Origin of the sequence: Actinomyces sp. HMSC08A09 (genome assembly GCF_001807465.1) — a bacterium.
Taxonomy (GTDB): Bacteria; Actinomycetota; Actinomycetes; order Actinomycetales; family Actinomycetaceae; genus Actinomyces; species Actinomyces oris.
This window is the reverse complement of record NZ_KV789090.1, coordinates 55,029-80,505: the sequence shown is the minus strand read 5'-3', so window position 1 is coordinate 80,505 and position 25,477 is coordinate 55,029. Positions and strand designations below refer to the sequence as shown.

Annotated in this window: 13 protein-coding genes; 4 read left to right on the top strand and 9 right to left on the bottom strand. The window is 70.6% G+C overall.

From position 1 onward, the window contains the following. The 3 genes from HMPREF3165_RS13600 to HMPREF3165_RS02615 all read left to right on the top strand — a co-directional run. The coding region (locus HMPREF3165_RS13600) for a tetratricopeptide repeat protein (RefSeq protein ID WP_256274801.1) at window positions 1-231 on the top strand (231 nt) is incomplete at its 5' end. Between the two features lie 51 nt (window positions 232-282). Then, on the top strand, window positions 283-1,608 hold the full coding sequence (locus tag HMPREF3165_RS02620) for a metallophosphoesterase family protein (protein WP_070510664.1): 1,326 nt from the start codon (window positions 283-285) through the stop codon (window positions 1,606-1,608). Beyond that, window positions 1,605-5,063 carry an AAA family ATPase gene (locus HMPREF3165_RS02615; RefSeq protein WP_070510662.1) on the top strand — a complete coding sequence of 1,153 codons (3,459 nt, stop codon included), beginning with the start codon at window positions 1,605-1,607 and terminating at the stop codon, window positions 5,061-5,063. The genes HMPREF3165_RS02620 and HMPREF3165_RS02615 overlap by 4 nt, the downstream gene beginning before the upstream one ends. Before the next feature lie 66 nt (window positions 5,064-5,129). On the opposite strand, the gene HMPREF3165_RS02610 is transcribed toward HMPREF3165_RS02615, so the two are convergent. The 4 genes from HMPREF3165_RS02610 to HMPREF3165_RS02595 form a co-directional block, all read right to left on the bottom strand. Then, window positions 5,130-7,751, bottom strand: a complete 2,622-nt coding sequence (locus tag HMPREF3165_RS02610; protein WP_070510658.1) for a hypothetical protein — start codon at window positions 7,749-7,751, stop codon at window positions 5,130-5,132. 365 nt (window positions 7,752-8,116) lie between these two features. Next, entirely contained in the window at window positions 8,117-9,175 is a 1,059-nt protein-coding gene (locus HMPREF3165_RS02605; protein ID WP_070510656.1) for a hypothetical protein, read from the bottom strand. A 101-nt stretch (window positions 9,176-9,276) separates the two neighbouring features. Next, the gene (locus HMPREF3165_RS02600; protein ID WP_070510654.1) at window positions 9,277-11,490 is read right to left on the bottom strand and encodes a beta-galactosidase; all 2,214 of its coding nucleotides are present in this window, start codon (window positions 11,488-11,490) and stop codon (window positions 9,277-9,279) included. A gap of 71 nt (window positions 11,491-11,561) precedes the next feature. Beyond that, complete coding sequence (locus HMPREF3165_RS02595; protein WP_070510652.1) at window positions 11,562-13,997, bottom strand: sialidase family protein; 2,436 nt, start codon at window positions 13,995-13,997, stop codon at window positions 11,562-11,564. 148 nt (window positions 13,998-14,145) lie between these two features. On the opposite strand from HMPREF3165_RS02595, the gene HMPREF3165_RS02590 reads away from it, so the two are divergent. Continuing rightward, entirely contained in the window at window positions 14,146-15,102 is a 957-nt protein-coding gene (locus HMPREF3165_RS02590; RefSeq protein ID WP_070510650.1) for a DUF4862 family protein, read from the top strand. Between the two features lie 125 nt (window positions 15,103-15,227). Here the strand turns inward: HMPREF3165_RS02590 and HMPREF3165_RS02585 are convergent, their stop codons facing one another. From HMPREF3165_RS02585 to HMPREF3165_RS02565, 5 genes are all read right to left on the bottom strand, one after another. Further along, entirely contained in the window at window positions 15,228-19,181 is a 3,954-nt protein-coding gene (locus tag HMPREF3165_RS02585; protein WP_070510648.1) for a DNA-directed RNA polymerase subunit beta', read from the bottom strand. 180 nt (window positions 19,182-19,361) lie between these two features. Beyond that, complete coding sequence (rpoB, locus tag HMPREF3165_RS02580) at window positions 19,362-22,883, bottom strand: DNA-directed RNA polymerase subunit beta (RefSeq protein WP_003786960.1); 3,522 nt, start codon at window positions 22,881-22,883, stop codon at window positions 19,362-19,364. Between the two features lie 711 nt (window positions 22,884-23,594). Continuing rightward, window positions 23,595-23,984: a 50S ribosomal protein L7/L12 gene (gene rplL, locus HMPREF3165_RS02575; RefSeq protein ID WP_009747839.1), complete on the bottom strand. Its 390-nt coding sequence runs from the start codon at window positions 23,982-23,984 to the stop codon at window positions 23,595-23,597. 63 nt (window positions 23,985-24,047) lie between these two features. Next, window positions 24,048-24,569: a 50S ribosomal protein L10 gene (gene rplJ, locus HMPREF3165_RS02570; protein WP_009407225.1), complete on the bottom strand. Its 522-nt coding sequence runs from the start codon at window positions 24,567-24,569 to the stop codon at window positions 24,048-24,050. Between the two features lie 346 nt (window positions 24,570-24,915). Next, window positions 24,916-25,398, bottom strand: a complete 483-nt coding sequence (locus tag HMPREF3165_RS02565) for a DUF6912 family protein (protein ID WP_003786969.1) — start codon at window positions 25,396-25,398, stop codon at window positions 24,916-24,918. Window positions 25,399-25,477 lie beyond the last annotated feature (79 nt).

Here is a 25,477-nt window from a genome sequence, read left to right as displayed (position 1 = left end):
ACGGGCAGGCTCGACGAGGCCATCACCCTGTACGAGAGGAATTTCGAAGACTGCATCCGCATCCTGGGCCCCGACCACCCCCACACCCTCACCTCACGCAACAACCTCGCCAGCGCATATCGCGCCGCAGGTCGAACTGAAGAGGCGGAGGTGCTCTTTGAGACACCATCGGGCTCAGATGACGAGCAGGACCGTACCGAGGACAACCCGGACCAGGAAACCGGCGACTGACCGCCACAGGGCGCCGTCTTTGATGTCGGTGGGCTGTGAGACAGTGTCGGCATGCGGATCCTCCACACCTCCGACTGGCACCTGGGGCGCACCTTCCACGGGCGCGTGCTCGACGACGCGCACGCCGCCTTCGCCGACCACCTCGTCGAGCTCGTCAGCGCCGAGTCAGTCGACGCCGTCCTCGTCGCCGGGGACGTCTACGACCGCGCCATCCCACCCAATGACGCCGTCTCCCTCCTCGATGAGACGCTGCGCCGCCTGTCCGAACGCACCCGAGTGATCCTGACCCCCGGCAACCACGACTCCGCCCGCCGCCTCGGCTTCGCCGCCGACCTCATGCGCGAGGGCCTCATCATCCGTGCCCGCACCGCCGGCCTCGACCGCGGCATCATCCTGCCCGACGCCGACGGCAACGACGCCGCCATCGTCCACGCCCTGCCCTACCTCGACCCCGACGCCACCCGCGAGATCCTCCCGCCCCTCCTCGCCGAGCGCCTCGGCGAGGAGACCCCCGCGAAGCACACAGCCGGAGAGGACCAGGCCGAGAACCGGGACGCCTCCTCCCAGCCCGACCCGCCGGAGCGCCCGCGCCTGCCCCGGTCCCACGAGGCCGTCGTCTCCGCCGCCCTGCGCCTCGTGGCCGCGGACCTGGACCGCCTGCGCGCCGGCCGCACCCGGCGCCTGCCGAGCCTGCTCATGGCCCACGCCTTTGTCGTCGGCGGCGAGGCCTGCGAGTCCGAACGGGACATCCGCGTCGGCGGCGTCGACTCCGTGCCCTCCGGCGTCTTCACCACCCTGGGCGGCTCGCCCCTGGCCGAGCGCAGCGGCGGCCTGGACTACGTGGCCCTCGGCCACCTCCACCGGCCCCAGGAGCTCACCCGGCCCACCGGCCCGCGCCTGGTCTACTCCGGCTCGCCCCTGCCCTTCTCCTTCGACGAGGCCGAAGGCGCCCGCAACGCCGCCACCAAGTCCTCCGTCCTGCTGGACCTGGACGCCGACGGTGTCACCGGGCTGGAGCGCATCCCCACCCCGGTCCTGCACCAGGTGCGCACCCTGACCGGCACCATGCCCGAGCTCCTCTCCCCCGCCTTCGACGACGCCACCGGAGCCTGGGTACGCGTCATCCTCCAGGGCGAGCGACCACCCGGCGCCCTGGCCACCCTCAAGGAGCGATTCCCCAGCCTCCTGGCCTTCCAGCACGAGGCCCCCACGCGCACCGCCCGCGAGCGCATCGCCGTCACCGCCGCGGCCGACCCGCTGCGCATCACCGAGGACTTCTTCGACGACGTCTGCGGGCGCGCCCCCGAGCCCTCCGAGCGCGGCGTCCTGCGCAGCGCATACGAGTCCGCCCTGGCGAGCGCGAGGAGCGAGCGATGAGGATCCACTCACTGACCATGACCGGCATCGGCCCCTACGCGGGGCAGGAGCACATCGACTTCGACGCGGTGGGCGCCTCGGGCCGCTTCCTGCTCACCGGCCCCACCGGCTCGGGCAAGACCACCATCATCGACGCGATCGTCTTCGCCCTCTACGGGGACGTGGCCGACTCGGCCGACTCCTCCAAGGAGCGCATCCGCTCCACCCTCGTAGGCCCGCACACCGAGAGCGTCATCGAGCTCATCTTCTCCACCGGCGCCGGCGTCTACCGGGTGCGCCGCACCCCCACCTACGAGCGAGCCAAGCGGCGCGGCCAGGGCACCACCACCCAGAACGGCACCGTCAAACTCTGGCACCTGGCCGAGGTCGGCGGGGAGCCGCTCGACGAGCCCGTCACCCGCGTGGGCGACGCCGACGCGGAGATCGCGCGCGCCGTGGGCTTAAGCCGGGAGCAGTTCACGCAGACGGTCGTCCTGCCGCAGGGCAGGTTCGCCCGGTTCCTGCGCGCCGACTCCTCCGAGCGCCAGCACCTCCTCAAGGACGTCTTCGGCACCGGCATCTACGACGCCATCCAGGACGCCCTCATCCAGGCCTCCCGGGACGGGGCCCGGCGGGTCGAGCAGGCCGCAGCCGACCTGCGCGGGCAGGTCGCCTCCCTGGGACGGCACCCCCTCCTCACCGAGGCCCCCTCCCCCACTGAGACCGCAGATACCGGTGAGGAGACCGCCGACGCCGATCAGGCGGTTCGCCCGAAGGACTCGTCGCCGGATAACTCGTCACAGGAGGCCCCATCCGGGAGGACCCAGGAGGCACTGCCGCTGCCTGTTCACGACGCCGACCGTGAGGAGTCGGAGGAGGCCGACGCCGGCCCTGCTCCAACACCGGCCCAGGCCTTGGAGGCGGCGATGGCGGGCGCCACCCCGAACCTGGTGGTTCTTCGCCGCATCTGCACCCAGGTGCTAGAGGCCTCCAGCAACCGGGTCGCATCGGCCGACGCCCACGCCGAGGCCACGGGGACGGTCCTCACCCGGGCGCAGACGGCCCGCGAGGAAGCCCAGAGCCTCCACGACCTCCTGGAGCGACGCCGGGCACTGGTCGAGGAGAAGGAGCGGCTGGCCGAGCGCGCCGAGCAGGAGGCCGACGATGCCGAGCGCCTCCGGGACGCCGAGCGCGCCTCCCGGGTGCGGCCCTACCTGGTCGCCGAGCAGGCCGCCCATCGCCGTGCCCAGCAGGCCGTCGCTGCACTGGCCGCCCGTGCCGACCAGAGCGGCCTGGCCCACCTGGCCGAACAGGCCGGAGTCACCAGTGCCGACAGCGCAGAGGAGGCCACCGGCAGCAACACCCACAGTCATGGTGCCGCGGAGACGCCCGCCGCTCTCATCGAGCCCCTGGTCCGTGAGGCGCAGCGCCAGCTCGCCGCCCTCGAGGATCAACCCAGCCAGGCAATGGCCGGCGATGCCGAAGCGGGCGCCGTCGCCCCGCAGAACTCGGACGCGGCAGAGATCCCTGTGGCGGCCGATGAGTCGGAGACGGACCGCGCTGAGGCCCTGAGCCCCCGCGATCTCGATGACCTGGCGCACCACTGCCGTCGCGAGCACGGGCAGCTCGAGACCCTCGTGGACCTCGAGGCCGGCCTCCCTGAGCGCGAGAGCGCCTTGCAGCAGCGGGAGGCGGAGCTGCAGCGCGCCGCCGGCCAGTTGGAGCAGCGCGCGGAGAAACTCGCCGAGCGCCCCGCGCAGCGCACCGCCTTGGTGGAGACGCTGGAGGCGGCGCGCGCGGCCCGCGCGGGTCTCGAGGGCCTTCAGGATCGCCGGGCCCGGGCCGAGGAGCGTCACCGGGCGGCCCTCGCCGTCGAGCAGCTCAGCGCCCAGCTCGCCCAGCGGGACGCTGCCTGCGCTGAGGCGGCGACGCTCGCGCGGGAGGCGACCGAACGGGTTCGCGCCACCCGCCTGGCCTGGATCTCCGGGACCGCCGGGGCACTGGCCGGTGAGCTCACCGAGGGTGAGCCCTGCCCCGTGTGCGGCTCGACCACGCACCCCTCCCCCGCCACCGCCGGCACCGACGGTGCCACCCGTCAGCAGGTCGAGGCCGCCGAGGAGCAGCAGCGGCAGGCCGACGAGGCGCTCAGCGGTGCCGTCCGACAGCGCGACGCCTGTGCCACCCGGCTTCAGGAGGCCCAGCGCGCCAGTGACGGCATGGATGCCCCCGCCGCCAAGGAGGCACTGGAGGCGGCCGCCACCGCCCTGGCCACGGCGCGGGCCGCAGCCGACGGCGTCGAGGAGCTGGTGGAGCGCCTCGAGGCCTTCGATGCCGGCACCGAGCAGGAGCGCGCCGCGCTCGATGCCGCCCGCTCCGCCCAGGAGTCGGCCCGCAGCCGCCTGGAGGCCGAGCGCGAGGCCCTCGCCCAGGACCAGCGGCGCTGCCTGGAGGCGCGCGGGACCTGGCCAAGCGTCACCGCCCGCGCCGCCGCGCTCCTCGTGCGGGCCAAGGAGGCCGAGGACGCCTCCCAGGACATCGACACAGCCCGCACCGCCCTGGCCCAGGCCCGCACCGCCCTGGCGGACCTGGCCGCGGCGCTGACGGAGGAGGGCTTCACCGGTGCGGCGCAGGCAACGGCGGCCCTCATGGAGCGCGGTGCCATCGAGGCCCTGGCGGCCGGCGTGCGCGCCGCCGCCACCGCCCACGAGCGGGTCCGCCTGGGACTGGAGGACCCGCAGATCGCCGCCCTGAGCGGCCAGGAGGAGGACCGCCTCGAGGCCGCCACCGCCGAGCTCGCCCAGGCGGACGCCGCCGCCAGGCAGGCCGCCTCCGTTCAGGCGCGCACCGCCGAGTCCCACGAGCACCTGCGCCGGGCCGTCGACGGCGTCGAGCAGGCGGCCACCGCCTATGAGGAGGCGGCCGGCTCCAGTGCCGACCTCATCCGGGTGGCGAACCTCGCCCGCGGGGAGAACGAGGCCGGCACACCCCTGGCCACCTGGGTGCTGCAGGCCCGCTTCGAAGAGGTCCTCGTCTTCGCCAACGAGCGCCTGTCCCAGATGTCCTCCGGGCGCTACGAGCTCATCCGGGTCGCCGAGGAGACCAGCCAACGCCGGCGCCGCAAAGGACTGGGCCTCGCCGTCGTCGACCACCTCGGAGACGAGCGCACCCGCGATCCCCGGACCCTCTCGGGCGGGGAGACCTTCTACGTCTCCCTGTCACTGGCCCTCGCCCTGGCCGACGTCGTCTCGGCCGAGTCCGGGGGCGTGAGCCTGGAGACCCTCTTCATCGACGAGGGCTTCGGCACCCTGGACGCCGACACCCTCCAGGCCGTCATGGCCCAGATCGACCACCTGCGCGCCGGCGGGCGCACCGTCGGCATCGTCTCCCACGTGGCAGAGCTGCGCGACCAGATCGCCGAGCGCATCGCAGTGCGGCGCGTCGCCTCGGGCGGATCCACCCTGAAGGTGACCGCCTGAGACGACGCGCCGCGAACGCATCCTGCTGGCCGGTGCCGACCCAGCGGCCGGCACCGGCCAGTGGCCCTAGAAGACGCTGCTGCTGGACTCGATCGTGATGGTGGGCTCGCCATCACCCTCCGGCAGCTCCACCTTCCCGGAGAAGGTGAACTTCGCCTTGCGGGGGCTGGGGTTCTTGTCGAAGGCCGTCGGCTTGGGAGACCCGGAGATGCTGATCTCATCGGAGGTGAAGGACAGGTCATTGCTGTCCTCGGAGAACTCCACCTTCGTGGCGTCCTTCTCCACCGACAACGAGGTCATGTCCGAGGAGGTCTGGTAGGGGCAGGTCTTGTCCGAGTTCGTCGGAACGGTCGCACAGGTCTTCGTCTGCTCCTTGACCTTCTCCAGCGCCTTGGTCTTGAGCTCGTCAGTGGGAGTGGCATCCACCTTCTGGGTGCCCACCGACTCGGCCTCCGAGGCGGCCCCCTTGCCCGAAGGAATCAGGGTGAAGGAGGTCTCCTTGGCAGAGAGGTACTTACTGACGGAGTCCGGCGCCGACACCGGGTACACACCGGGGTAGGCGAACTGGGTCGAGGTGCGGCTCCCACTCCACCCGTCCTTCTCCTTGGCCAGGTCGATGGCAACCCCAGCGACCTTCAGCCCCGGGAGCGAGGAGGAGCTGAAGTCCGCGGAGACCACGAGGGGCTTATCCACCTTCCAGCTGTCCAGGCCGAAGGAGCCCGACGACTTCGAGGCGGTGAAGTCGTACTCGAAGGCCTTCCCGTCCAGGGACAGGTGAGCCTTGATCGTGGCGGTGTCACCGGAGATGGTGGGCTTGTCGATCTTGGTGACCTTGATCCTCGCCTTGGCGGCCTTGAGGGCGTCGTCGGTCAACAGCTTGCGCTGGTCGTTGGGGACACCGGGGTCCACCATCTTGGTGGCCTCGGAGGCCTTCCCCTCCGACAGGAGCGTCAGATAGCTCTCGACCGCCTTCTCGGGGCCACGCATGCCGTTGACGACATTGAGCCCGACGACGCCGGCCACCACCAGCGCCACCACGACCCCGAAGGCCGACAGTCCCAGAATGACCTTCTTGCGCGAGGCCGCACTCATCGGGGCCGGCTCGGGCAGATCGCCCGCAGCAGTCGCGCCCGCGGCCGCGCCGCCAGGTCCGGGAGCCGGGGCCTGCGAGGCCGGCGTGGTCTCCACCCACTGGCCGGTCGCCGGGTCCATGGAGAAGACGGCGCCGGTGGCCGGGTCCGTGGCGATGCTGGCCCCGGTGGCCGGGTCGGTGCTGTACGCCCACTGCTGGGCCGACGACGTCGAACTCACGCCGGAGGTGCCCGCACGCCAGGCCGCACTCGCCTTCTTCCCGCCGGCCAGCTGCAGCACCGCCGGGAAGGAGGAGTAGACCCACAGGGGCAGCAGCTCGGCCAGCACGGAGATGATCGCCACGACAACCCCGAGCAGGAAGAAGGTCAGGGCGTTGGGCTGCATGCTCAAGGACATGTAGTGGCCGGCCCCGCCACCCGAGGAGCGCATCGGGGTGTCAGCGCCGGAGAAACGCAACGGGAGCAGCCCGTAGAAGACGATCGCCCCCAGGACCAGCGACACGAGCGGAAGCTGCCAGACGCGCTGCCACTCGGTCCGCCCCGTGCGAGCGCGCCTGACACCCACGCGCAGCGCCGCCGCCGCGATGGCCACGATCATGGCCGCGAACAGCAGGATCGACCAGCTGCCGAACCAGGTCCAGGCGTAGGCGTCGCCGCCTTCCTCGCCGCCCAGGGACGGCAGGAAGTAGGCCAGGGCCGCTGCGGCCTCGCTCTTGTCCAGGGTGATGCCTCCCAGGGACCCCATGCCCAGGGCGAGCAGCACCAGGTTCGGCAGGAAGACCGGCAGCAGAAGGATCGAGGCCAGGTTCCACCCCTGGGTCAGCGCCGCAACGATGTAGGCGAGGACGACGAAGACCCCCAGGACCACTCCCAGTGCGGTGCTCAGGGCGCCCAGTTCCCGGCCGAGCTGCACCACCGGGCGCGGCAGGCGCTCAATCAGCGCTCCGCCGCTGCGAGCCACCACGAGCGCCACGAAGACCACCACCGTCACCAGCAGGATCGTCATCAGCGCGGAGGAGGAGACCGTCATGACCTTCAACCCCATCATCGTGGCGGTCATGGAGAACGGTGCCGTCACCAAGCAGGCCACCAGGGCCACAGCCAGAGCCTCGGCTCCGGCCCGCGCCAGAGTCGGGACCAGCGGGGCCGCCGACCCGTCAACCGCGGCCCGGCGGCGCGCCAGCCAGAAGACCCCGATGCCAGCGGCGGTCAGTGCCCCCATGGGCAGCAGCGTGAAGGTCAGGGTGATCGTCTCGTAAGAGTTCGAGCCTGACATGACGAACTGCCCACCCAGGCTCCAGCCCATGAGCAGCGGCAGCGTGGAGAAGGTCGTCGGGAACGTCTTCGTCGAGTCCGTGGTGGACATGGCCACCATCGTGAGGATCGCGCTGATGGCTGCGGATCCGAGCACGATCGCCAGGCTCAGAGCCGTGGAGGTCAGGCCCGGGCCGCGGAACCAGGCGGTGAAGGTCTGCGCCAGGGGCGAGGCCTGAGCAGCCTGCCCGGGCTGCACAAACCCGCCCTGGGCCTGAGGTGCCGGCGCACCAGGTGCGGAGCCGGCGGCGACCGGGACGCCCATCGTGTTCGGGGCGGCCACAGCTTCTCCTCCAGGGGCGGGCACCGGAGGCGGCGGAGGAGCCTCGGCCGCGTTGGGCACCTGGGGCGCGGGGGCGCTCGGCGGAGGAGGCACAGGCACAGCGGGAAAGCTGCCGGTCTCCGGCCCCGACGTCATCGGGGGCGCGGGGACTGGAGCCTCACCAGTGCCTTGCGAAGGATCAGGAGGAAAACTGCTGGTAGACACAGGGCTGCCTTCGATAGGGAATCAAACACGGCAGTTCTACCCCATGGAAACCGGCCGTGCACCAGTTTCGTCACCCAGTCTTAATATGCGATCCGCGCGGTCCGCGGATGAGCACGGGCAGAGCCGCCCTCAGTGCGCCCAACGTCCTACCGCAGTTGAGGCTAGCCCTCGCCGCCCGCCGAGTCGCCCTCGCCCTGCTGGCCGTCGCCGCCTTCCTGACCGCTTCCGTCCTGGGAGCCGTCCTGCTGGTCCCCGGACTGGTCGGTCCCCTGCGAGTCCGTGTCCGGCGAGGTGACACCCTGCTCAGCGGCCTTCTCCTTGACCGTGTTGAGGATGCTGATGAGGTCGTCGCGTCCGGGGAAGGAGACTCCGGACTGCAGCGTCTTGAGGACCTGGTCGACATTGCCGATCTTGAGCTGGCCGGAGAAGCTCTCCGCCTCGGCCAGCGTATGCGTCTTGAGCACGCCCGCCCCGTAGTAGACGCCCGCTCCTGTGGCCACCAGGGGCAGGAACAGTGCCGCCAGGACCAGCAGGGCGGCGGGCCCCTTCGGCTTGGCTCTGGCCAGCGCCGAGCAGGACACGAGGAAGGCGAAGAAGGCCAGCACCGCGCCGCCTCCGACGGCGCCGATCGCGGCCCAGTTGGGCGTCCAGCTCTGAGTCGAGAGGATCTCGAAGACGTGCAGCGTGCTCAGCAGCGTGTAGGTCCCCCAGCCCAGGGCCCCGCAGGCCGCGAGCACCATGATCGTCCCCAACGGCAGGGCGGCCGTACGACGACGCTCAGGCGGGCGTGGAAGCTCCACCGGGGGCTCCGGCTCGGGCTCACCCCAGGTCTCACGCACCGGCACCTGGGAGACCATGGGCCGTGCGGGCTCGGGGGTGGCGTAGACCGGCTGGACCGGCTCAGCCGGGTAGACCGGCGGCGTCTCCATGGCCATCGTCTGCGGCGCCGTGGGCATAGGTTGGAGGACCTGGGTGTACTGGCTGCGCTGGTCCGGGGAGGCGGCCAGCTGCGGGGTCGACGTCGACGGCGGCAGGTACCCCCATCCCTCGTCCCCCGGCGGCATGGCGATGGCCTCCGTGGCCCCCGACTGCGCCTCCATCTGGGCAAGGTCGATCCGCTCGGTGGGCCGACCGCGGTCGATGTGCTCGGTGCGCTCGACAGCCGCGTCCGCGTCTGCGTCGTCGTCGAACTGCGGCCCACGGGAGAGAGGACGGGACACGATGAGGCTCCTTGCCAGAGGGGTAACGATGGGGTCTCTACGACCACGAGGCTACGCCACCGAGGCTACCGGCACGAGGTGCCTCGGCCCCGAAGGAGGACTCACCGAGTGTTCTCGTGCACCACGAGCGCCGAGCGCGGGGGCACAATCACGTGGCCGGTGCAGGACTGGCCGCTCAGCAGGTCGGTGCCCACGACTCCGGCCACCTCGCAGGCCCGGTCGGAGTGGTTGAGCAGGAAGAGGACGTCCCCGCGCCGCTGGGCCTCGACGCCGTCGGGCAGGTCTGCGACCACGGGTCGCAGCCGGGCGTGCGCGCACACCAGTGTCAGCAGGGCGGCCCGGCTGAGGGCGTCGAGGTCAGCGGCCACGTACCAGCCCGCTCCTGCCCCGCTCATAGACCGCCGGGTGATGGCGGGACGGCCGGCCAGGTCCGCTCCCCCGCCGCGGCCGTCGAAGACCGCGACGACCTCGACCGGCTGCCGGCCCTGCCCCGCCCGGGTGTTCTCGTCCGCCGCCTCGGGCGTCTCGTCGATACGGAGCTCCTCGGCCCAGCCGCCGGCGCGCAGATCGGGGGCGGGCGTTCCCATCCGGTCCAGGACCCGGCACAGAGGCTCGCTGACGGCCTCCAGTCCCGTCCAGGTCTCGGCGGCGGGAGTCCCGACGGCGCGGCTGAGGCGGTTGACGAGCGCGCCTCGGGGATCAGGCTGCTGGACCTGACCGGTCAGGGCGGCATGATCGGCGACCCGCACCCCCAGCAGCGGCCGCAGGGATCCCAGGTAGCCGCCCAGGACGGCTCCCGCATTGGCGTCGACGACCCCGGTGGGACCGGCCACGACGACCTGGGCGCCGGCGGCGACCGCCCGCTCCAGGTGCTCGGCGAGCTCGGGGCGGTCGATGAACACGGCGGGAACGATGATGAGGCGGTAGCCCTCCAGGCTCCGGCTCACCGGGACGATGTCGGTGGCGATCCCGGCCTCCCACAGGCTGCGGTGCCAGGCGCGGGCCGTCTCGAAGCGCTCACCGACCTCGACCGGGCCGATGGCGGTGCTCAGGGCCCACTGGCTCTCCCAATCCAGGACGAGGGCCGCCTCGGCTCGCACCGGTTCCCCCAGGACCGGCCCGAGGCGTGTGAGCGCCTGCCCGGTGGCCACGGTCTCCTCCCAGGTTCGGCTGTCGCGCCCGGCGTGGGGGACCATGCCGGAGTGGAAGGTCTCGGCGCCCCGGCGGGACTGGCGCCACTGGAACTGCAGGACGCCGTCGGCGCCATGGGCCACACGGGCCAGGGACCACAGGAGGAGCTGGCCGGGGCGCTTGGGCGAGTTGCGACTGCGCCACTGGACGGCGCTGGGCGCCTGCTCCATGAGGATCCAGGGGCGCCCTGCGGCCAGGCCCCGCATGAGGTCACCGGCCCAGGCGACCTCGTGGGCGGCGGCCGGGTCGGCGGGGTCGGGGTAGGAGTCGTCGGAGATGATGTCGAGGGCCTCGGCCCAGCGCCAGTAGTCGGTGGCCGGGAAGTCGCCCATGAAGTTGGTGGTCACCGGCCGCGTCGAGCGCTGCCGCAGGATGCGGGCCTCGGCCTCCATGAGGCTGCGCAGCTGGTGGTCGCTGAAGCGCCTCCAGTCCAGCATCTGGGCGGGGTTGGGGAAGGTGGGCATGGCGGCGGGCGGGGCGACCTGCTCCAGGCTCGTATAGCGCTGGGACCAGAAGTCGGTGCCCCAGGCGGCGTTGAGGCGCTCGGCGTCGCCGTAGCGCTTACCCAGCCAGGCCCGGAAGGCCCGGGTGCAGGCGGGGCAGAAGCACTCGGCGATGTGGCAGCCGTACTCGTTGCCGATGTGCCACATGACGACGCCCGGGTGGTCGCCCAGGCGCTCGGCCAGCGCCGCGGCCAGGGCGGCGGAGCGCTCCCGGTAGACGGCGGAGCTGGGGCAGTACTGCTGGCGTGAGCCCAGGCCCAGGCGCACGCCGTCGGCGTTCATCGGCAGGGACTCGGGGTGGTCGGAGGCCATCCAGGCGGGCGGGGAGGCGGTGGCGGTGGCCAGGTCGACGGCGATGCCGGCCTCGTGGAGACGGTCGACGATCTCCACCAGCCAGTCGAGCTCGTAGACGCCCTCGCGCGGCTCGAGGCGCGCCCAGGAGAAGATGCCGAGGGAGACCAGGTTGACGCCGGCCTCGGCCATGAGCTCGAGGTCCTCGGCGAAGGTGACCTCATCCCACTGCTCGGGGTTGTAGTCGCCGCCGTAGGCGGGGCCGGTCAGTCCCAGCAGCTCGTGCGGGGCGCGGCGGGGTGTGGAGGCTGAGGGCGAGGGACTCGTCATGGGGCGATTCTCCCCCACCTCTCCCCCGCCCTGTGCACCGCGGGCACCCGGGTCGGCGGGACCGGTCGGGCTCAGCTGATGGTCGAGCGCGAGCTCGTCAGCCAGGCCAACGGCACGGTGGTGAGAAACAGTCCCTGCCACTCGCGCTCCCACAGCAGGGCGATGTCGCCGCTGGGCAGCTGGGCCATGCACTGGTAGACGTAGTGGCGCGGGTTGATGACCCGATTGTGGGGCCAGGTGGCGCCGTCATCGTAGCTCAGGCGCAGGACGCCGCAGCCGCGGAAGGGAAGCATCCGGGAGGCGTTGGCGAAGACGATCCCCCGGCCGGCCGCCCCCTTGACGTCACCGCCGTCCCCCACGACCGCTGCGCCCTCCAGGCCGGTGATGGCGATGGCGTTGGGCTGGGAGAAGATCTCGGGGAGCTGCGCGTCGTAGTCGATCTCGCCCCAGGTGACGCCCCCGTCGTGGGAGACGGCGTGGGCGACCCTCCCCGAGGGGTGCTGGTTGCGGGCCCACACGTGTACGGCGCCGTCGGCTCCTTCGACGAGGACGGACTCGTACAGGCTGGCCCGCTCGTCGGCCAGGTCCCGGGAGTGGACGACGGCGCCCAGCACCTCGCGTCCGTCATTGGGTGAGGCGCCCAGGGTCCAGGTGGTCCCGCCGTCGTCGGAGTAGATGGCGGCGCAGGACAGGTAGGCGGTGCCGCCGGCCTCGTGGCTGTAGTAGACGGGTGCGAGGATGCGTCCGGCATGCTCCGGTGCGCTCAGCTGGATGGCGTTGCCGGGGCCGGTGCCCAGGAAGCACATCCAGTCGGCCTTGACCTGGGCGGTGATGTCGATCGGCTCGGACCAGGTGGCGCCGTCGTCGTCGGAGGCGAGCATGAGCAGGTGGGAGCCGCGGTGCTGGAAGAGGCAGTCCTCGGGGGCCTGCTCGTGGGCGAGGTAGATGCTGCCGACCGCCCGGCCGCCCAGGAGCACGTCACCAGCTCGGGTCCCGGCGGCGGCGTCGCCGCTGAGGACGATGCGGTAGTCGGTGGCCTCGCCGGTCTCCGTGACGACGCTGCCGTCGGGCTCGACGGCGAAGCGCTCGCCGGCGCGGTTGTGCAGCACGCGGCGCCCCTGCTCGTCGAAGCCGGTGCCGACGGCCGCGTTGGGCTGGCCGATGCCGCCGGGGAACTGGTCGACCAGGCAGATGACGCGTCCGGTGGAGCGGTCCTGGACCAGGACGGAGTCGATAAGGCTGGCCCCCAGTGCCCCGGTGCCCGGGAGGCTGAGCAGGGTGCGCATCTCCTCCCAGGTGGCCCCACCGTCCAGGCTGCGGCGCATGACGAGGTTGATGTCGTTGGGGGCGTCGTTGGGGATGGAGACGCGCTGGTCGGCGCCGGCCAGGATGACGCCGCTGTCCAGAGTGAGCAGGGAGGGGATCCGGTAGGACCGGGCGCCGTGGTAGCCGGTGTCGAACAGGGCGCGCGTGGGCAGCGGGGCAGCCCCGGCCAGGCGCTTGACCTGGGCGTCGGTGAGGGCGGCGTCGTAGATCATGGCGGTCTGCGCCTCGCCGAAGAGGCGCCTGCCGTCCAGGTCGGCCCCCACCACGACGCGCGTCACCGGCGCGATGTCGGCCAGGAAGGCGCCGCCGGGGACCAGGGCCACCTGGTAGCCGTCGACGTGGATCTCCACCGCACCGTGCCCCGAGGTGACCACGACGTCGTGCCAGGTCCCGTCGTCCCAGTGGCCCGGGGCTCGCGCCTCGATGAGGGGCTCGGTCTCAGGCGAGTCCTCACCGGGGAGCACCCGGTAGCTCAAGCCTCCCGCGTCGATGTCGAGGTGCAAGGTGCCGCCCTGGCCGCTCGCGGCGATGATGGTGCCTGCCTGGCCACGGCCGCGGGTGCGCAGCAGCGCCCGGATGGAGCCGGTGGCCAGGGCGCCGGTGCGGCGGGCGTCGCGGGCGGAGAGCTCACTGGCCGCGAACTGGACCAGTGGGGTGGCGGCCAGGGACTGGGCCATGACGGCGCGGTCGCTGAGCGGCTCGGCCCAGGCGGCCAGGCGGGTGACCGCGGCGATCCCGTCGGGGTCGATACGCATGTCGGTCAACCCGATCTGGGCGAAGAAGGCCGGCAGCGTCGTGGAGAAGCACTCGTAGCCATCGGCGTAGAGGTGGGTGCCGGTCTCGTTGACGGTGATCGCGATCGTGTGGGGGCGGCCGTCGTCCAGGCCCAGGGCGTCCTCGGCGTCGAGGACCCGGCGCTGGATACCGCCGCCCGCACTCCCGTCTCCCGGGGCCTCCTCCGGAAGGCCGACCGCGCCGAGGATCTGCTCGCCGTCGAGGCGGCCGGCGCGAAGCGACAGCGCGATCCGTCCGTTGGTGCCGGTGAACTCCATGAGGATGGCGTCGGCGCGGACGGCGACGTCGAGAAGGATCGTGCCGCGCCCGCAGGCGGCCAGGGCGGCGACATCCTGCTCGCTGAGGCTCAGGGGGGAGGTCTCGGATGCGCTGAGGTCGAAGAGCATGGGGAGGTCCTTTGTGCCGGCAGCGGCTGCCCGCCGGTGTTGAACGACCGGCAGTGCCGTGCGCGACGGTGCGCCACCGCACATCCAGTCATATGATGTCTGACGTATCGCGCACTGTAGCACGATCCCTGCACCTCAAGGAGACCACATGTCCGCCACCTCAGAGAATCGGACTGACACACCCGCCCAGCCCCGCACCGTTCCCTTCGTCGTCGGCGCCTACCCCATGCTTCCGCCCGACGACGAGGACCGCAGCGGCGCCGCCGCCCTGTACGCCGCACTGGCCGACCTCGGCTGGGTCGACGGCATCGAGCTGCCCTTCCGGGAGGCCCTGGACGCCCCCGAGCCGTGGCTGGCCGAGCAGCTGGCCGGACGATTCCACCAGTGCGTCATCACGGCGATCCCGGGAACCATGGGGCGCGCCGGAGCCGATCCCGTCTTCGGCCTGGCCTCCCCCGACGACGACGGACGTGCTCAGGCGCTGGCCTACACCCGCTTGCTGCTGGAGGCCGTCGACCGCCTGCACGAGGCTGCGGGCGAGCAGCTCGTCACCCGGGTGGAGCTGCACTCGGCGCCGCACCACCAGGCCACCCCCGAGGCCTTCCACGCCTCCTTGAGCGAGCTGAGCGAGGACTTCGCCTCCCGCGGCCTGGGGATGATCGTGGAGCACTGCGACGCCGAGGGCGGCGTGGGCCCCTCGGAGAAGGCCTTCCTGCCGCTGGCCCAGGAGATCGCCGCCTGCCGGGACACCGCAGCGCTCATTACCGTCAACTGGGGTCGCTCCGTCATCGAGACCCATGACCCGTCCACCCCGGAGAGCCACGTAAGCCGACTCGTGGAGGCAGGCCTGCTGGGCGGCGTCATGATCTCAGGCGCCGGACCGGAGGAGACGCAGTGGGCCTGGGCGTGGGCCGACGCCCACCTGCCGCTGGCCGAGCACGAGCCGACGAGCTGGCTCACTCCGGAGAGGGTGGCCGCCACGATGCGGGCCACCGACGGCGTCCAGGTCTACGAGGGTCTCAAGATCAACACCCCGGCGAGCGCCTCCCTGGAGGACAAGCTCACCTGGGTCAGCCGTGTGCGCGAGACCATGCTCAGTGCCTGAGACCCATTCCTCCGAGCCCGGCTCCTCCAGGCCCGGTCTCTGACAGCGTTCGGCCCGCTCCCCTGCTGGGGAGCGGGCCGAACACTATGCGAACCTCAGGCCTCGCGGGGCCGGTGGAGGCTCGGTCAGAACTCGACGTCCTCGCTGCTGGAGAAGCCGGTGCGGAAGTCGTCGGAGAAGTCCGCACGCAGGTCCCCACCGAAGTGGAAGTCGTCCAGGGCGACGGACTCGCCGAAGACGCCGTCTCCCAGGTCCACGCGGGAGAAGACCTCGGCCTTGACCTCCTCGGTGGGCTCGACCTCGATGTCCGAGTAGCGGGCCAGGCCCGTACCGGCGGGGATGAGCTTACCGAGGATGACGTTCTCCTTGAGGCCCAGCAGCGGGTCGGACTTGCCGTTCATGGCGGCCTCGGTGAGCACGCGCGTGGTCTCCTGGAAGGAGGCGGCGCTCAGCCAGGAGTCCGTGGCCAGCGAGGCCTTGGTGATTCCCATGAGCTCGGTACGGCCGGTGGCGGTCTTGCCGCCCTCGGCCATGACCCGGCGGTTCTCGGCGCGGTAGTGCATGACGTCCACGAGGTCTCCCTGGAGGAGGCGAGTGTCCCCAGAGTCCAGCACGGTCACGCGGCGCAGCATCTGACGCACGATGACCTCGATGTGCTTGGAGTGGATGTCCACGCCCTGGGAGCGGTAGACCTCCTGGACCTCCTCGACGAGGTGGCGCTGGGTGGCGGCCACCGAGCGCAGGCGCAGGACCTTCTTGGGGTCGACCGGTCCCTCGGTGAGGGCCTGGCCGGGCTCGACGTGGTCCCCGTCGTTCACCAGCAGGCGCTGACGGCGCGAGACCGGGACGATGACGTCCTCCTCGCCGTCGTCGCGGGTGATGACCAGGCGCTTGCCGTCGGCGTCGTCCTCGATCTTGAGGGTGCCGGCGGCCTCGGCCACGGCGGCCTCACCCTTGGGCGTGCGGGCCTCGAAGAGCTCCTGCACACGGGGCAGACCCTGGGTGATGTCAGCGGCGCCGGCCGCACCACCGGTGTGGAAGGTACGCATGGTCAGCTGCGTACCGGGCTCACCGATGGACTGGGCGGCGATGATGCCGACGGCCTCACCGATGTCCACGCGCTTACCGGTGGCCAGCGAGCGGCCGTAGCAGGCGGCGCAGGTGCCGACGTTGGAGTCGCAGGTGAGCACGGAGCGCACCGTGATCTCCTCGATGCCCGCGTCGATGGCGGCCCGGATCTCGACGTCACCCAGGTCGGCGCCGGCCTCGATGATGAGGTTGCCCTCGGCGTCGATGGCGTCGCGCGCCAGGGTGGTGCCGAATACGGTGGTGCCGAGGATCTCCGAGGGCTCCTTGATGCGCTCGTCGCCGGCGTCGATCCAGGAGAAGATCCGCTTGGTCAGGCCCTTGCGGGTGCCGCAGTCCTCCTCGCGGACGATGACGTCCTGGGAGACGTCGACCAGACGGCGCGTGAGGTAGCCGGAGTCGGCGGTACGCAGCGCCGTGTCCGCCAGGCCCTTACGGGCGCCGTGGGTGGCGATGAAGTACTCCAGGACGCTCAGACCCTCACGGTAGTTCGACTTGATCGGGCGCTCGATGAGGCGCTGCTTGGGGTCGGCCACCAGTCCACGCATACCGGCGAGCTGGCGGATCTGGTCCCAGTTGCCTCGGGCCCCGGAGACCACCATCTGGTAGACGGTGTTGCGCTGCGGGAAGTTCTCGCGCATCGCCTCGGCGACCTCGGCGGTGGCCTTGGTCCAGATGTCGATGAGGGAGGCGTAGCGGTCGTCCTCGGTGAGGGCACCGAGCTCGAACTGCTCCTCGATCTCAGCGGCCTCGTTCTCGTAGCGAACGAGGATCTCCTGCTTGGCCTCCGGGGAGACGACGTCGGCGAAGGCGACGGTGATACCGGACCAGGTGGACCAGTAGAAGCCGTTGGCCTTGAGGGCGTCCAGGGAGGCGGCGACCTCGACGCGCGAGTAGTTCTCCGCCAGGGCGTTGACGATGTTGCCCAGCTGCTTCTTATCAACGATGTAGTTGACGTAGGGGAAGGTCTCGGGCAGCGAGGTGTTGAACAGGGCCCGACCCAGCGAGGTGCGCAGGGTGATCGGGTCGCCCTCGCTCCAGCCCTCGGGCGGCTGCCAGCCCTCGGGAGCGGCGATGCCCTCCTCGAAGCGGATGTCGCAGGCGGCGTTGACGTGGAGCTTGCCGAAGTCGTAGGCCATGACCGCCTCCGCGAAGGAGGAGAATGCCGGGACGATCTCGTTGCCCTCGGCGTCGCGCTCGACCTCGACCGCCGGGTCGGGGTCGGAGGTGAGGTAGTAGGTGCCGATAATCATGTCCTGACTGGGCATGGTCACGGGGCGCCCGTCGGAGGGCTTGAGGATGTTGTTCGAGGACAGCATGAGGATGCGGGCCTCAGCCTGCGCCTCGGCGCCCAGCGGGAGGTGGACGGCCATCTGGTCGCCGTCGAAGTCGGCGTTGAAGGCGCCGCACACGAGCGGGTGCAGCTGGATGGCCTTGCCCTCGATGAGCTGGGGCTCGAAGGCCTGGATGCCCAGGCGGTGCAGGGTGGGGGCGCGGTTGAGCAGCACGGGGTGCTCGCGGATGACCTCGGCCAGGACGTCCCAGACCTTGGGGTTGGCGCGCTCGACCATGCGCTTGGCGGCCTTGACGTTCTGGGCCTCCTTGAGCTCGACGAGCCGCTTCATGACGAAGGGCTTGAACAGCTCCAGGGCCATCTGGCTGGGCAGACCGCACTGGTGGAGCTTGAGCTGGGGGCCGACGACGATGACGCTACGGCCGGAGTAGTCCACGCGCTTGCCCAGGAGGTTCTGGCGGAAGCGGCCCTGCTTGCCCTTGAGCATGTCGGACAGGGACTTCAGCGGACGGTTGCCCACGCCGGTGACCGGACGGCCGCGGCGGCCGTTGTCGAACAGGGCGTCGACGGCGTCCTGAAGCATGCGCTTCTCGTTGTTGACGATGATCGTCGGGGCGCCCAGGTCCATGAGCCGCTTGAGGCGGTTGTTGCGGTTGATGACGCGGCGGTAGAGGTCGTTGAGGTCGGACGTGGCGAAGCGGCCACCGTCGAGCTGGACCATGGGGCGCAGGTCCGGCGGGATGACCGGGATGTTGTCCAGGACCATCGACTCCGGGGCGGTGCCGGTCATGCGGAAGGCGTTGACGACCTTGAGGCGCTTGATGGCACGGGTCTTGCGCTGGCCGGTGCCGTTCTCGACGATCTCGGCCAGGGCGGAGGCCTCGGCCTCGAGGTCGAAGCTGCGCAGGCGGGCCTGGATGGCCTCGGCACCCATGGAGCCCTTGAAGTAGATGCCGTAGTCGGCGACCATGTCGCGGTAGAGGACCTCGTCACCCTCCAGGTCACCGACCTTGAGGCTCACGAAGCGGTCCCACACCTTGTCCATGTGCTCCAGGGCGCGCTGGTTGCGGCGGCGCATGGCCGTGATCTCGCGCTCGGCGGTCTTGCGGAGCTTGTCGCGCTGGGAGGCCTCGGCGCCCTCGGACTCGAGCTGGGCGAGGTCCTCCTCGAGGCGCTGCTGGCGCGCCTCGACCTCGGCCTGGCCGGACTCCTCGAGGTGCTTCTTCTTGACCTCCAGCTCGTTGCGCAGCGAGGGCAGGTCGTCGTGGCGGCCCTCCTCATCCACCTCGGTGACCATGTAGGCCGCGAAGTAGATGACCTTCTCCAGGTCCTTGGGCGCGAGGTTGAGCAGGTAGCCCAGGCGCGAGGGCACGCCCTTGAAGTACCAGATGTGGGTGACCGGCGCGGCGAGCTTGATGTGGGCCATGCGCTCGCGACGCACCTTGGAGCGAGTGACCTCGACTCCGCAGCGCTCGCAGACGATCCCCTTGTAGCGCACGCGCTTGTACTTGCCGCAGGCGCACTCCCAGTCCCGGGTGGGGCCGAAGATCTTCTCGCAGAAGAGGCCGTCCTTCTCGGGCTTGAGGGTGCGGTAGTTGATGGTCTCGGGCTTCTTGACCTCGCCGTGGGACCACGAGCGAATGTCCTCCGCGGTGGCGAGGCCGAGCTGGATCCTGTCGAACACGTTGGCGTCGAGCACAGTTCCTACTTCCGATGGTGAAATCTCATCAGGTGGTGGTCTGGGGGCGTTCCGTCGTCGTTGTTCCATGACTCCGACGGCGCCTGCGAGCCTGGTGGGAGGGCGGGCGGCGGGTGGGCCACCCGCCCTCAACCGGGGCTCGATGAAGTTGTCACGAAGTCGTCACCAGGCGGTGGCCACTCAGATCTCGTCAACCGTGGAGGCCATGGCCCCGCCCGGACGCCGGCCCAGGTCGAAGCCGAGCTCATCGGCGGCGCGCGAGCCGTCGTCGTCGGTGTCGTCCAGGGCGATGGCAACGCCCTCGGCGTCCAGGGCCTCGACGTTCAGGCACAGCGACTGCATCTCCTTCATGAGCACCTTGAAGGACTCGGGGATGCCGGGCTCGGGGATGTCCTCGCCCTTGACGATGGCCTCGTAGACCTTGACACGGCCGTTGACGTCGTCGGACTTGACGGTGAGGAGCTCCTGGAGGGCGTGGGCGGCGCCGTACGCCTCCATGGCCCACACCTCCATCTCACCGAAGCGCTGACCACCGAACTGGGCCTTACCACCCAGCGGCTGCTGGGTAATCATGGAGTACGGACCCGTGGAGCGGGCGTGGATCTTGTCGTCCACGAGGTGGTGGAGCTTGAGGATGTACATGTAGCCCACCGAGATGGGGTACGGGAAGGGCTCACCGGAGCGGCCGTCGAACAGGCGGGCCTTGCCGTTGGGCTCGACCAGCTGCAGGCCGTCGGAGGTCGGCAGCGTGGAGCCCAGCAGCCCCATGAGCTCGTTGTCCCGCACACCGTCGAAGACGGGCGTGGCCACGGGCGTGCGGGGCTCGGCCTTGATGCCGTTCTCGGGGAGGTTGGCGGTCCAGGCCTCGCCGGCCTCGCGGGCGGCGGTGGCGTCCCAGCCGCGGGAGGCGACCCACCCCAGGTGCAGCTCGAGGACCTGTCCGACGTTCATACGGCTGGGCACACCCAGCGGGTTGAGGATGACGTCGACCGGGGTGCCGTCGGCCAGGAAGGGCATGTCCTCCACGGGCAGGATCTTGGAGATGACGCCCTTGTTGCCGTGACGGCCGGAGAGCTTGTCACCGACGGTGATCTTGCGGCGCTGGGCGATGTAGACGCGCACCATGCGGTTGACGCCCGCGGGCAGCTCGGCATCGTCGGAGGCGGCGTCGATCTCGCGCACGCCGGTGACGATGCCGTACTCGCCGTGGGGCACGCGCAGGGAGGTGTCGCGCACCTCGCGGGCCTTCTCGCCGAAGATGGCGCGCAGGAGGCGCTCCTCGCTGGTCAGCTCGGTCTCCCCCTTGGGGGTCACCTTGCCCACGAGGATGTCACCGCTGCGGACCTCGGCGCCGATGCGGATGATGCCGCGCTCGTCGAGGTTGGCCAGGGTCTCCTCGCTGACGTTGGGGATGTCGCGGGTGATCTCCTCGGCGCCCAGCTTGGTGTCGCGGGCGTCGACCTCGTGCTCCTCGATGTGGATCGAGGTGAGCATGTCCTCGGCGACCACACGCTGGGAGATGATGATGGCGTCCTCGTAGTTGAGGCCCTCCCAGGTCATGAAGGCGACCAGGAGGTTCTGGCCCAGGGCCAGGTCGCCCTCGTTGGTGGCGGGGCCGTCGGCCAGGACCGTGCCGACCTCGACGCGCTCCCCCTCGGTGGCCACGACCCGCTGGTTGTAGCAGTTGCCCTGGTTGGAGCGGCGGAACTTCGCGACCTTGTAGACGTTCTCGGTGCCGTCGTCGTTGGCCACGCGCACGAAGTCCGCGCAGACCTCGGTGACAACGCCGGCCTTGTCGGCCACGAGGACGTCACCGGCGTCGACGGCGGTGCGCCGCTCCATGCCCGTGCCCACCAGCGGGGCGTCGGGGCGGATGAGCGGCACGGCCTGGCGCTGCATGTTGGCGCCCATGAGGGCACGGTTGGCGTCGTCGTGCTCGAGGAAGGGGATGAGGGAGGTACCCACCGACACCATCTGGCGCGGGGAGACGTCCATGAGGTCCACCTGCGAGGAGGGCACGAGGGCCGGCTCACCGCCGGTGACGCGGCACAGGACGTGGTCCTCGGCGAAGTGGCCGTCCTCGGTGAGGGCGACGTTGGCCTGGGCGATGACGTGGCGGTCCTCGTCATCGGCCGTCAGGTAGTGGGTCTCGTCGGTGACCCGGCCGTCGACGACGACGCGGTAGGGGGTCTCGACGAAGCCGAAGGGGTTGATGCGCCCGAAGGTCGCCAGCGAGCCGATGAGGCCGATGTTGGGACCCTCGGGGGACTCGATGGGGCACATGCGCCCGTAGTGCGAGGTGTGGACGTCGCGGACCTCCATGGAGGCGCGCTCACGGGACAGACCGCCGGGGCCCAGGGCGCTCAGGCGGCGCTTGTGGGTCAGACCCGCCAGCGGGTTGTTCTGGTCCATGAACTGGCTGAGCTGGGAGGTGCCGAAGAACTCCTTGATCGCGGCCGTCACGGGCCGGATGTTGATGAGCGTGTTCGGCGTGATGGCCTCGACGTCCTGGGTGGTCATGCGCTCGCGCACCTGACGCTCCATACGGCTCATACCGGTACGCACCTGCGCCTGGATGAGCTCGCCCACCGCACGGATGCGGCGGTTGCCCAGATGGTCGATGTCGTCGTACTCGACGGCGATCTCGGTGATCTCGCCGTCACGCACGCCCTCGACGGTCTCGGCGCCGGAGTGCAGGGCCAGCAGGTAGCGCAGGGCCGCGACAATGTCCTCAATGCGCAGGGTGGACTCGGTCAGGTCCGAGGCCAGGCCCAGCTTCTTGTTGATCTTGTAGCGGCCGACCTTGGCCAGGTCGTAGCGCTTGGGGTTGAAGTAGAAGTTCTCCAGCAGGGTGCGTCCGGCCTCGACGCTCGGCGGCTCACCGGGGCGGATCTTCTTGTAGATGTCCAGGAGCGCCTCGTCCTGGGTGGTGATCTTGCGGTCCTCGTCCAGGGCGGAGGTCAGGGCCGGGTAGTCGGCGAACTCCTTGCGGATCTCCGACTCGTCCATGCCCAGGGCCAGCAGGAAGACGGTGACGTCCTGCTTGCGCTTGCGGTCGATGCGCACCGCGACGCGGTCGGACTTGTCGATCTCGAACTCGAGCCAGGCACCGCGCGAGGGGATGAACTTGACGTTGTAGACGTACTTGTCCGTGGCCTTCTCGGTGGTGCGCTCGAAGTACACGCCCGGCGAGCGCACGAGCTGGGACACGACGACGCGCTCGGAGCCGTTGACGATGAAGGTGCCCTTATCGGTCATGAGCGGGAAGTCGCCCATGAAGACCGTCTGAGACTTGATCTCACCGGTGGAGAAGTTCTCGAAGTCCGCCACCACGTAGAGGGGGGCGGAGTAGGTGAGGTCCTTCTCCTGGCACTCCTCGGCCGTGTACTTCGGCTCCTCGAAGCGGTGGTCGTGGAAGGACAGGGCCATGGTCTCGCCGAAGTCCTCGATCGGGGAGATCTCGTCGAAGATCTCCTCCAGACCGGAGGTCTCGGGCAGGGAGCCCGGGTGTGCCTTGTTGGCGGCGGTCATCCGCTCGCGCCACCTCTCGTTACCGACGAGCCAGTCGAAGCTCTCGGTCTGGAGGGCGAGCAGATTCGGAGCCTGCATGGGCTCGGCGATCTTGGCAAAGTTGATACGACGCGACGCGGTACGAGCGGCGATGTCAGCAGCAGTGGGTGCGGAGGTGCGCGAGGCAGCCAAAGGGGGATCCTTCCCTCAGATCGGGGATCACACAACGCGCACTGCGAGCACCGGGTTGAGTAGAATCTCCGTTGCCGGGCTCACGCCCGCCAGGGTTCCGACGGGCCGAAGCCCGTACGGAGGGCAGATACTCCTCGCACCAATACACACAATGCACGCAAAGCGCTAGCGTACACGGCCGACGTCAAGGACTCCACGCCGATCCGCCCTGGTTCCTTGCGATTCCCACCACAGTCGCGCATACTGCCCCACCCGTGTCCACCGCGTGACCTGAGTCCCTCAGTGGGCGCCTCTCGCTGAGCGGCTGCCGGCCGGCTCTCGCCCGGCACGCCAGCCCCGCGCGCCCAGCCACCCACTCCCCTGGCACCCGTCGCCCTGCACGTCCCCGGCCCCGCAGCCTCTGCGCCCGCCCGATCCCTTCCGGCCGACGGCGTCGGGAACGTACTTTCCGATCGGCGACTGCGTTCTCCCCCAGACCACTGGGGACGGACCTCAGTGACCTGGAGGACATCGCAGTCCTCGGCGCACATGTACGTCCCCGATCCCCCACCGCCCCGAGCCCGACGACGTCGAAGCACACGGAGGCCGGACAGCACCAGGCCCCCGGAACACGACCGAGTCCCGCCCACCTCATGGTGGACGGGACCCGGTGAAGATGGGCATCCCCGGCCCTCGGCGACCCTCAGGCCGCCTCAGGCAGCGGGGAGAGACTCACTTGAGGGTGACGGTGGCGCCGGCGCCCTCGAGCTGCTCCTTGGCCTTCTCGGCGGCCTCCTTGTTGGCGCCCTCGAGGACGGGCTTGGGAGCGCCGTCGACGAGCTCCTTGGCCTCCTTCAGGCCGAGGGAGGTCAGAGCGCGCACCTCCTTGATGACCTGGATCTTCTTGTCGCCGGCGGCCTCGAGAATGACGTCGAACTCGTCCTTCTCCTCGGCGGCGGCGTCGCCACCGGCAGCGCCGGGGGCGGCGGCAACGGCCACGGCGGCCGGAGCGGCGGCGGTAACGTCGAAGGTCTCCTCGAAGGCCTTGACGAACTCGGACAGCTCGATGAGGGTGAGCTCCTTGAACTGCTCGATGAGCTCTTCGGTGGTCAGCTTCGCCATGATGGGCGTTCCTTCCTTATCAGGTTCCTGCGCGCGCAGGGTTGGTGGATGACGCGTGCGGCCTCAGGCCGCGGTCTCCTGCTTCTCGCGCAGGGCGTCGACGGTGCGCACGGCCTTGGAGGCCGGTGCGGCGAAGAGGTACGCAGCCTTGGACAGGGACGCCTTGATGGCGCCCGCGGTCTTGGCGAGCAGCACCTCGCGGGACTCGAGAGAGGCAAGCTTGTCAACGCCGTCGGCGGACAGCACGGCGCCGTCCATGACACCGCCCTTGATGACGAGCTGCTGGTTGTCCTTGGCGAAGTCACGCAGAGCCTTGGCGGCCTCGACCGGCTCACCGGTGACGAACGTCAGGGCGGAGGGGCCCGTGAGGTCGTCGGCGAAGTCCTCGAGCCCGACCTGGCGGGCGGCGATCGCAGCAAGCGTGTTCTTCACCACGGTGTACTCGGCGTTACCGGCGAGGGAACGACGCAGCTCCTTGAGCTGGGCGACGCTCAGTCCCCGGTACTCAGTCAGCAGGACCGCGTCAGCCTGACGGAACTTGTCCGCCAGTGCAGCAACGGCTGCTTCCTTGTCAGGCCGTGCCATGGGCCCTCCTTCCGTGGTATGCCGCAGGGGCCCATTCACTGGAAAAGCCCCGCGCCGGTGGGCACGGGGCTTGAATTCGGGCATGCCCGAAGAAGTCTCGTTCTCACCTGCGCCGGCCCCACCTGATGTGGACTTGGTCCCGCCGGAGCGGGCGACCTGCGGTCTTTGGCAGAGAGCACCTTACCCAGCAGCGACCTCCGCGGCGCAAGGCAGGCGGCCGTGGAACTGGTCACGCCACCGCGAATGCTGGACGAAAGCATCCCCCGGTCGGCCTGGGTTCGGGGGCAGCGGGCAGTCCGACGTCGGACGCGGACGCGCCCCGCACTGACCTGCGCTGCCGGCCCAGTCAGACGCCGAGGCTCTCGGCCAGCGCCTCCCGCTCCGTGACGTCGTACCAGAGCAGGTCGGCCTCGGCGGCGCGCTCGAAGGCGTCCTCGTCACCGAGTCTGGCGGCTCGTACATCGTCCTGCGCCTCGGGCTCGTCCACGAGCAGGGCGGCGACGTCCTCCCAGGAGATCTCACCGGTGACCTCGATCGTACCGGGCAGTACATCGCCCTCCACGGGAAGCTCACGCACGTTCTCGGCATCGACGTCGGCCGCGATGACGATGCGCCGGTCGGCCAGGCCCGCGGCCTCAGGCTCGGCCAGAAGGACGACGGAGGCGTCGGCGGCGCACAGCGAGGCGGAGACCTCCAGGCCCTCCTCATCCTCCTCGGGCAGGGCCTGGGCGAGGGCCGGGGTGACGGCGTGAGCCGTGAGCGGCTGGTGCGAGGACCCCAGGACGCTTGCACGCAGGTGGGCGGCGGTGGCGGGCAGGTAGATGCGCATGCGCCCAGTCTGCCCTACCTCCGCACTCACCCCCTTCCACGAAGCAGCCGGGCGGCCCACCCGGCACCGCCCGCGCTCC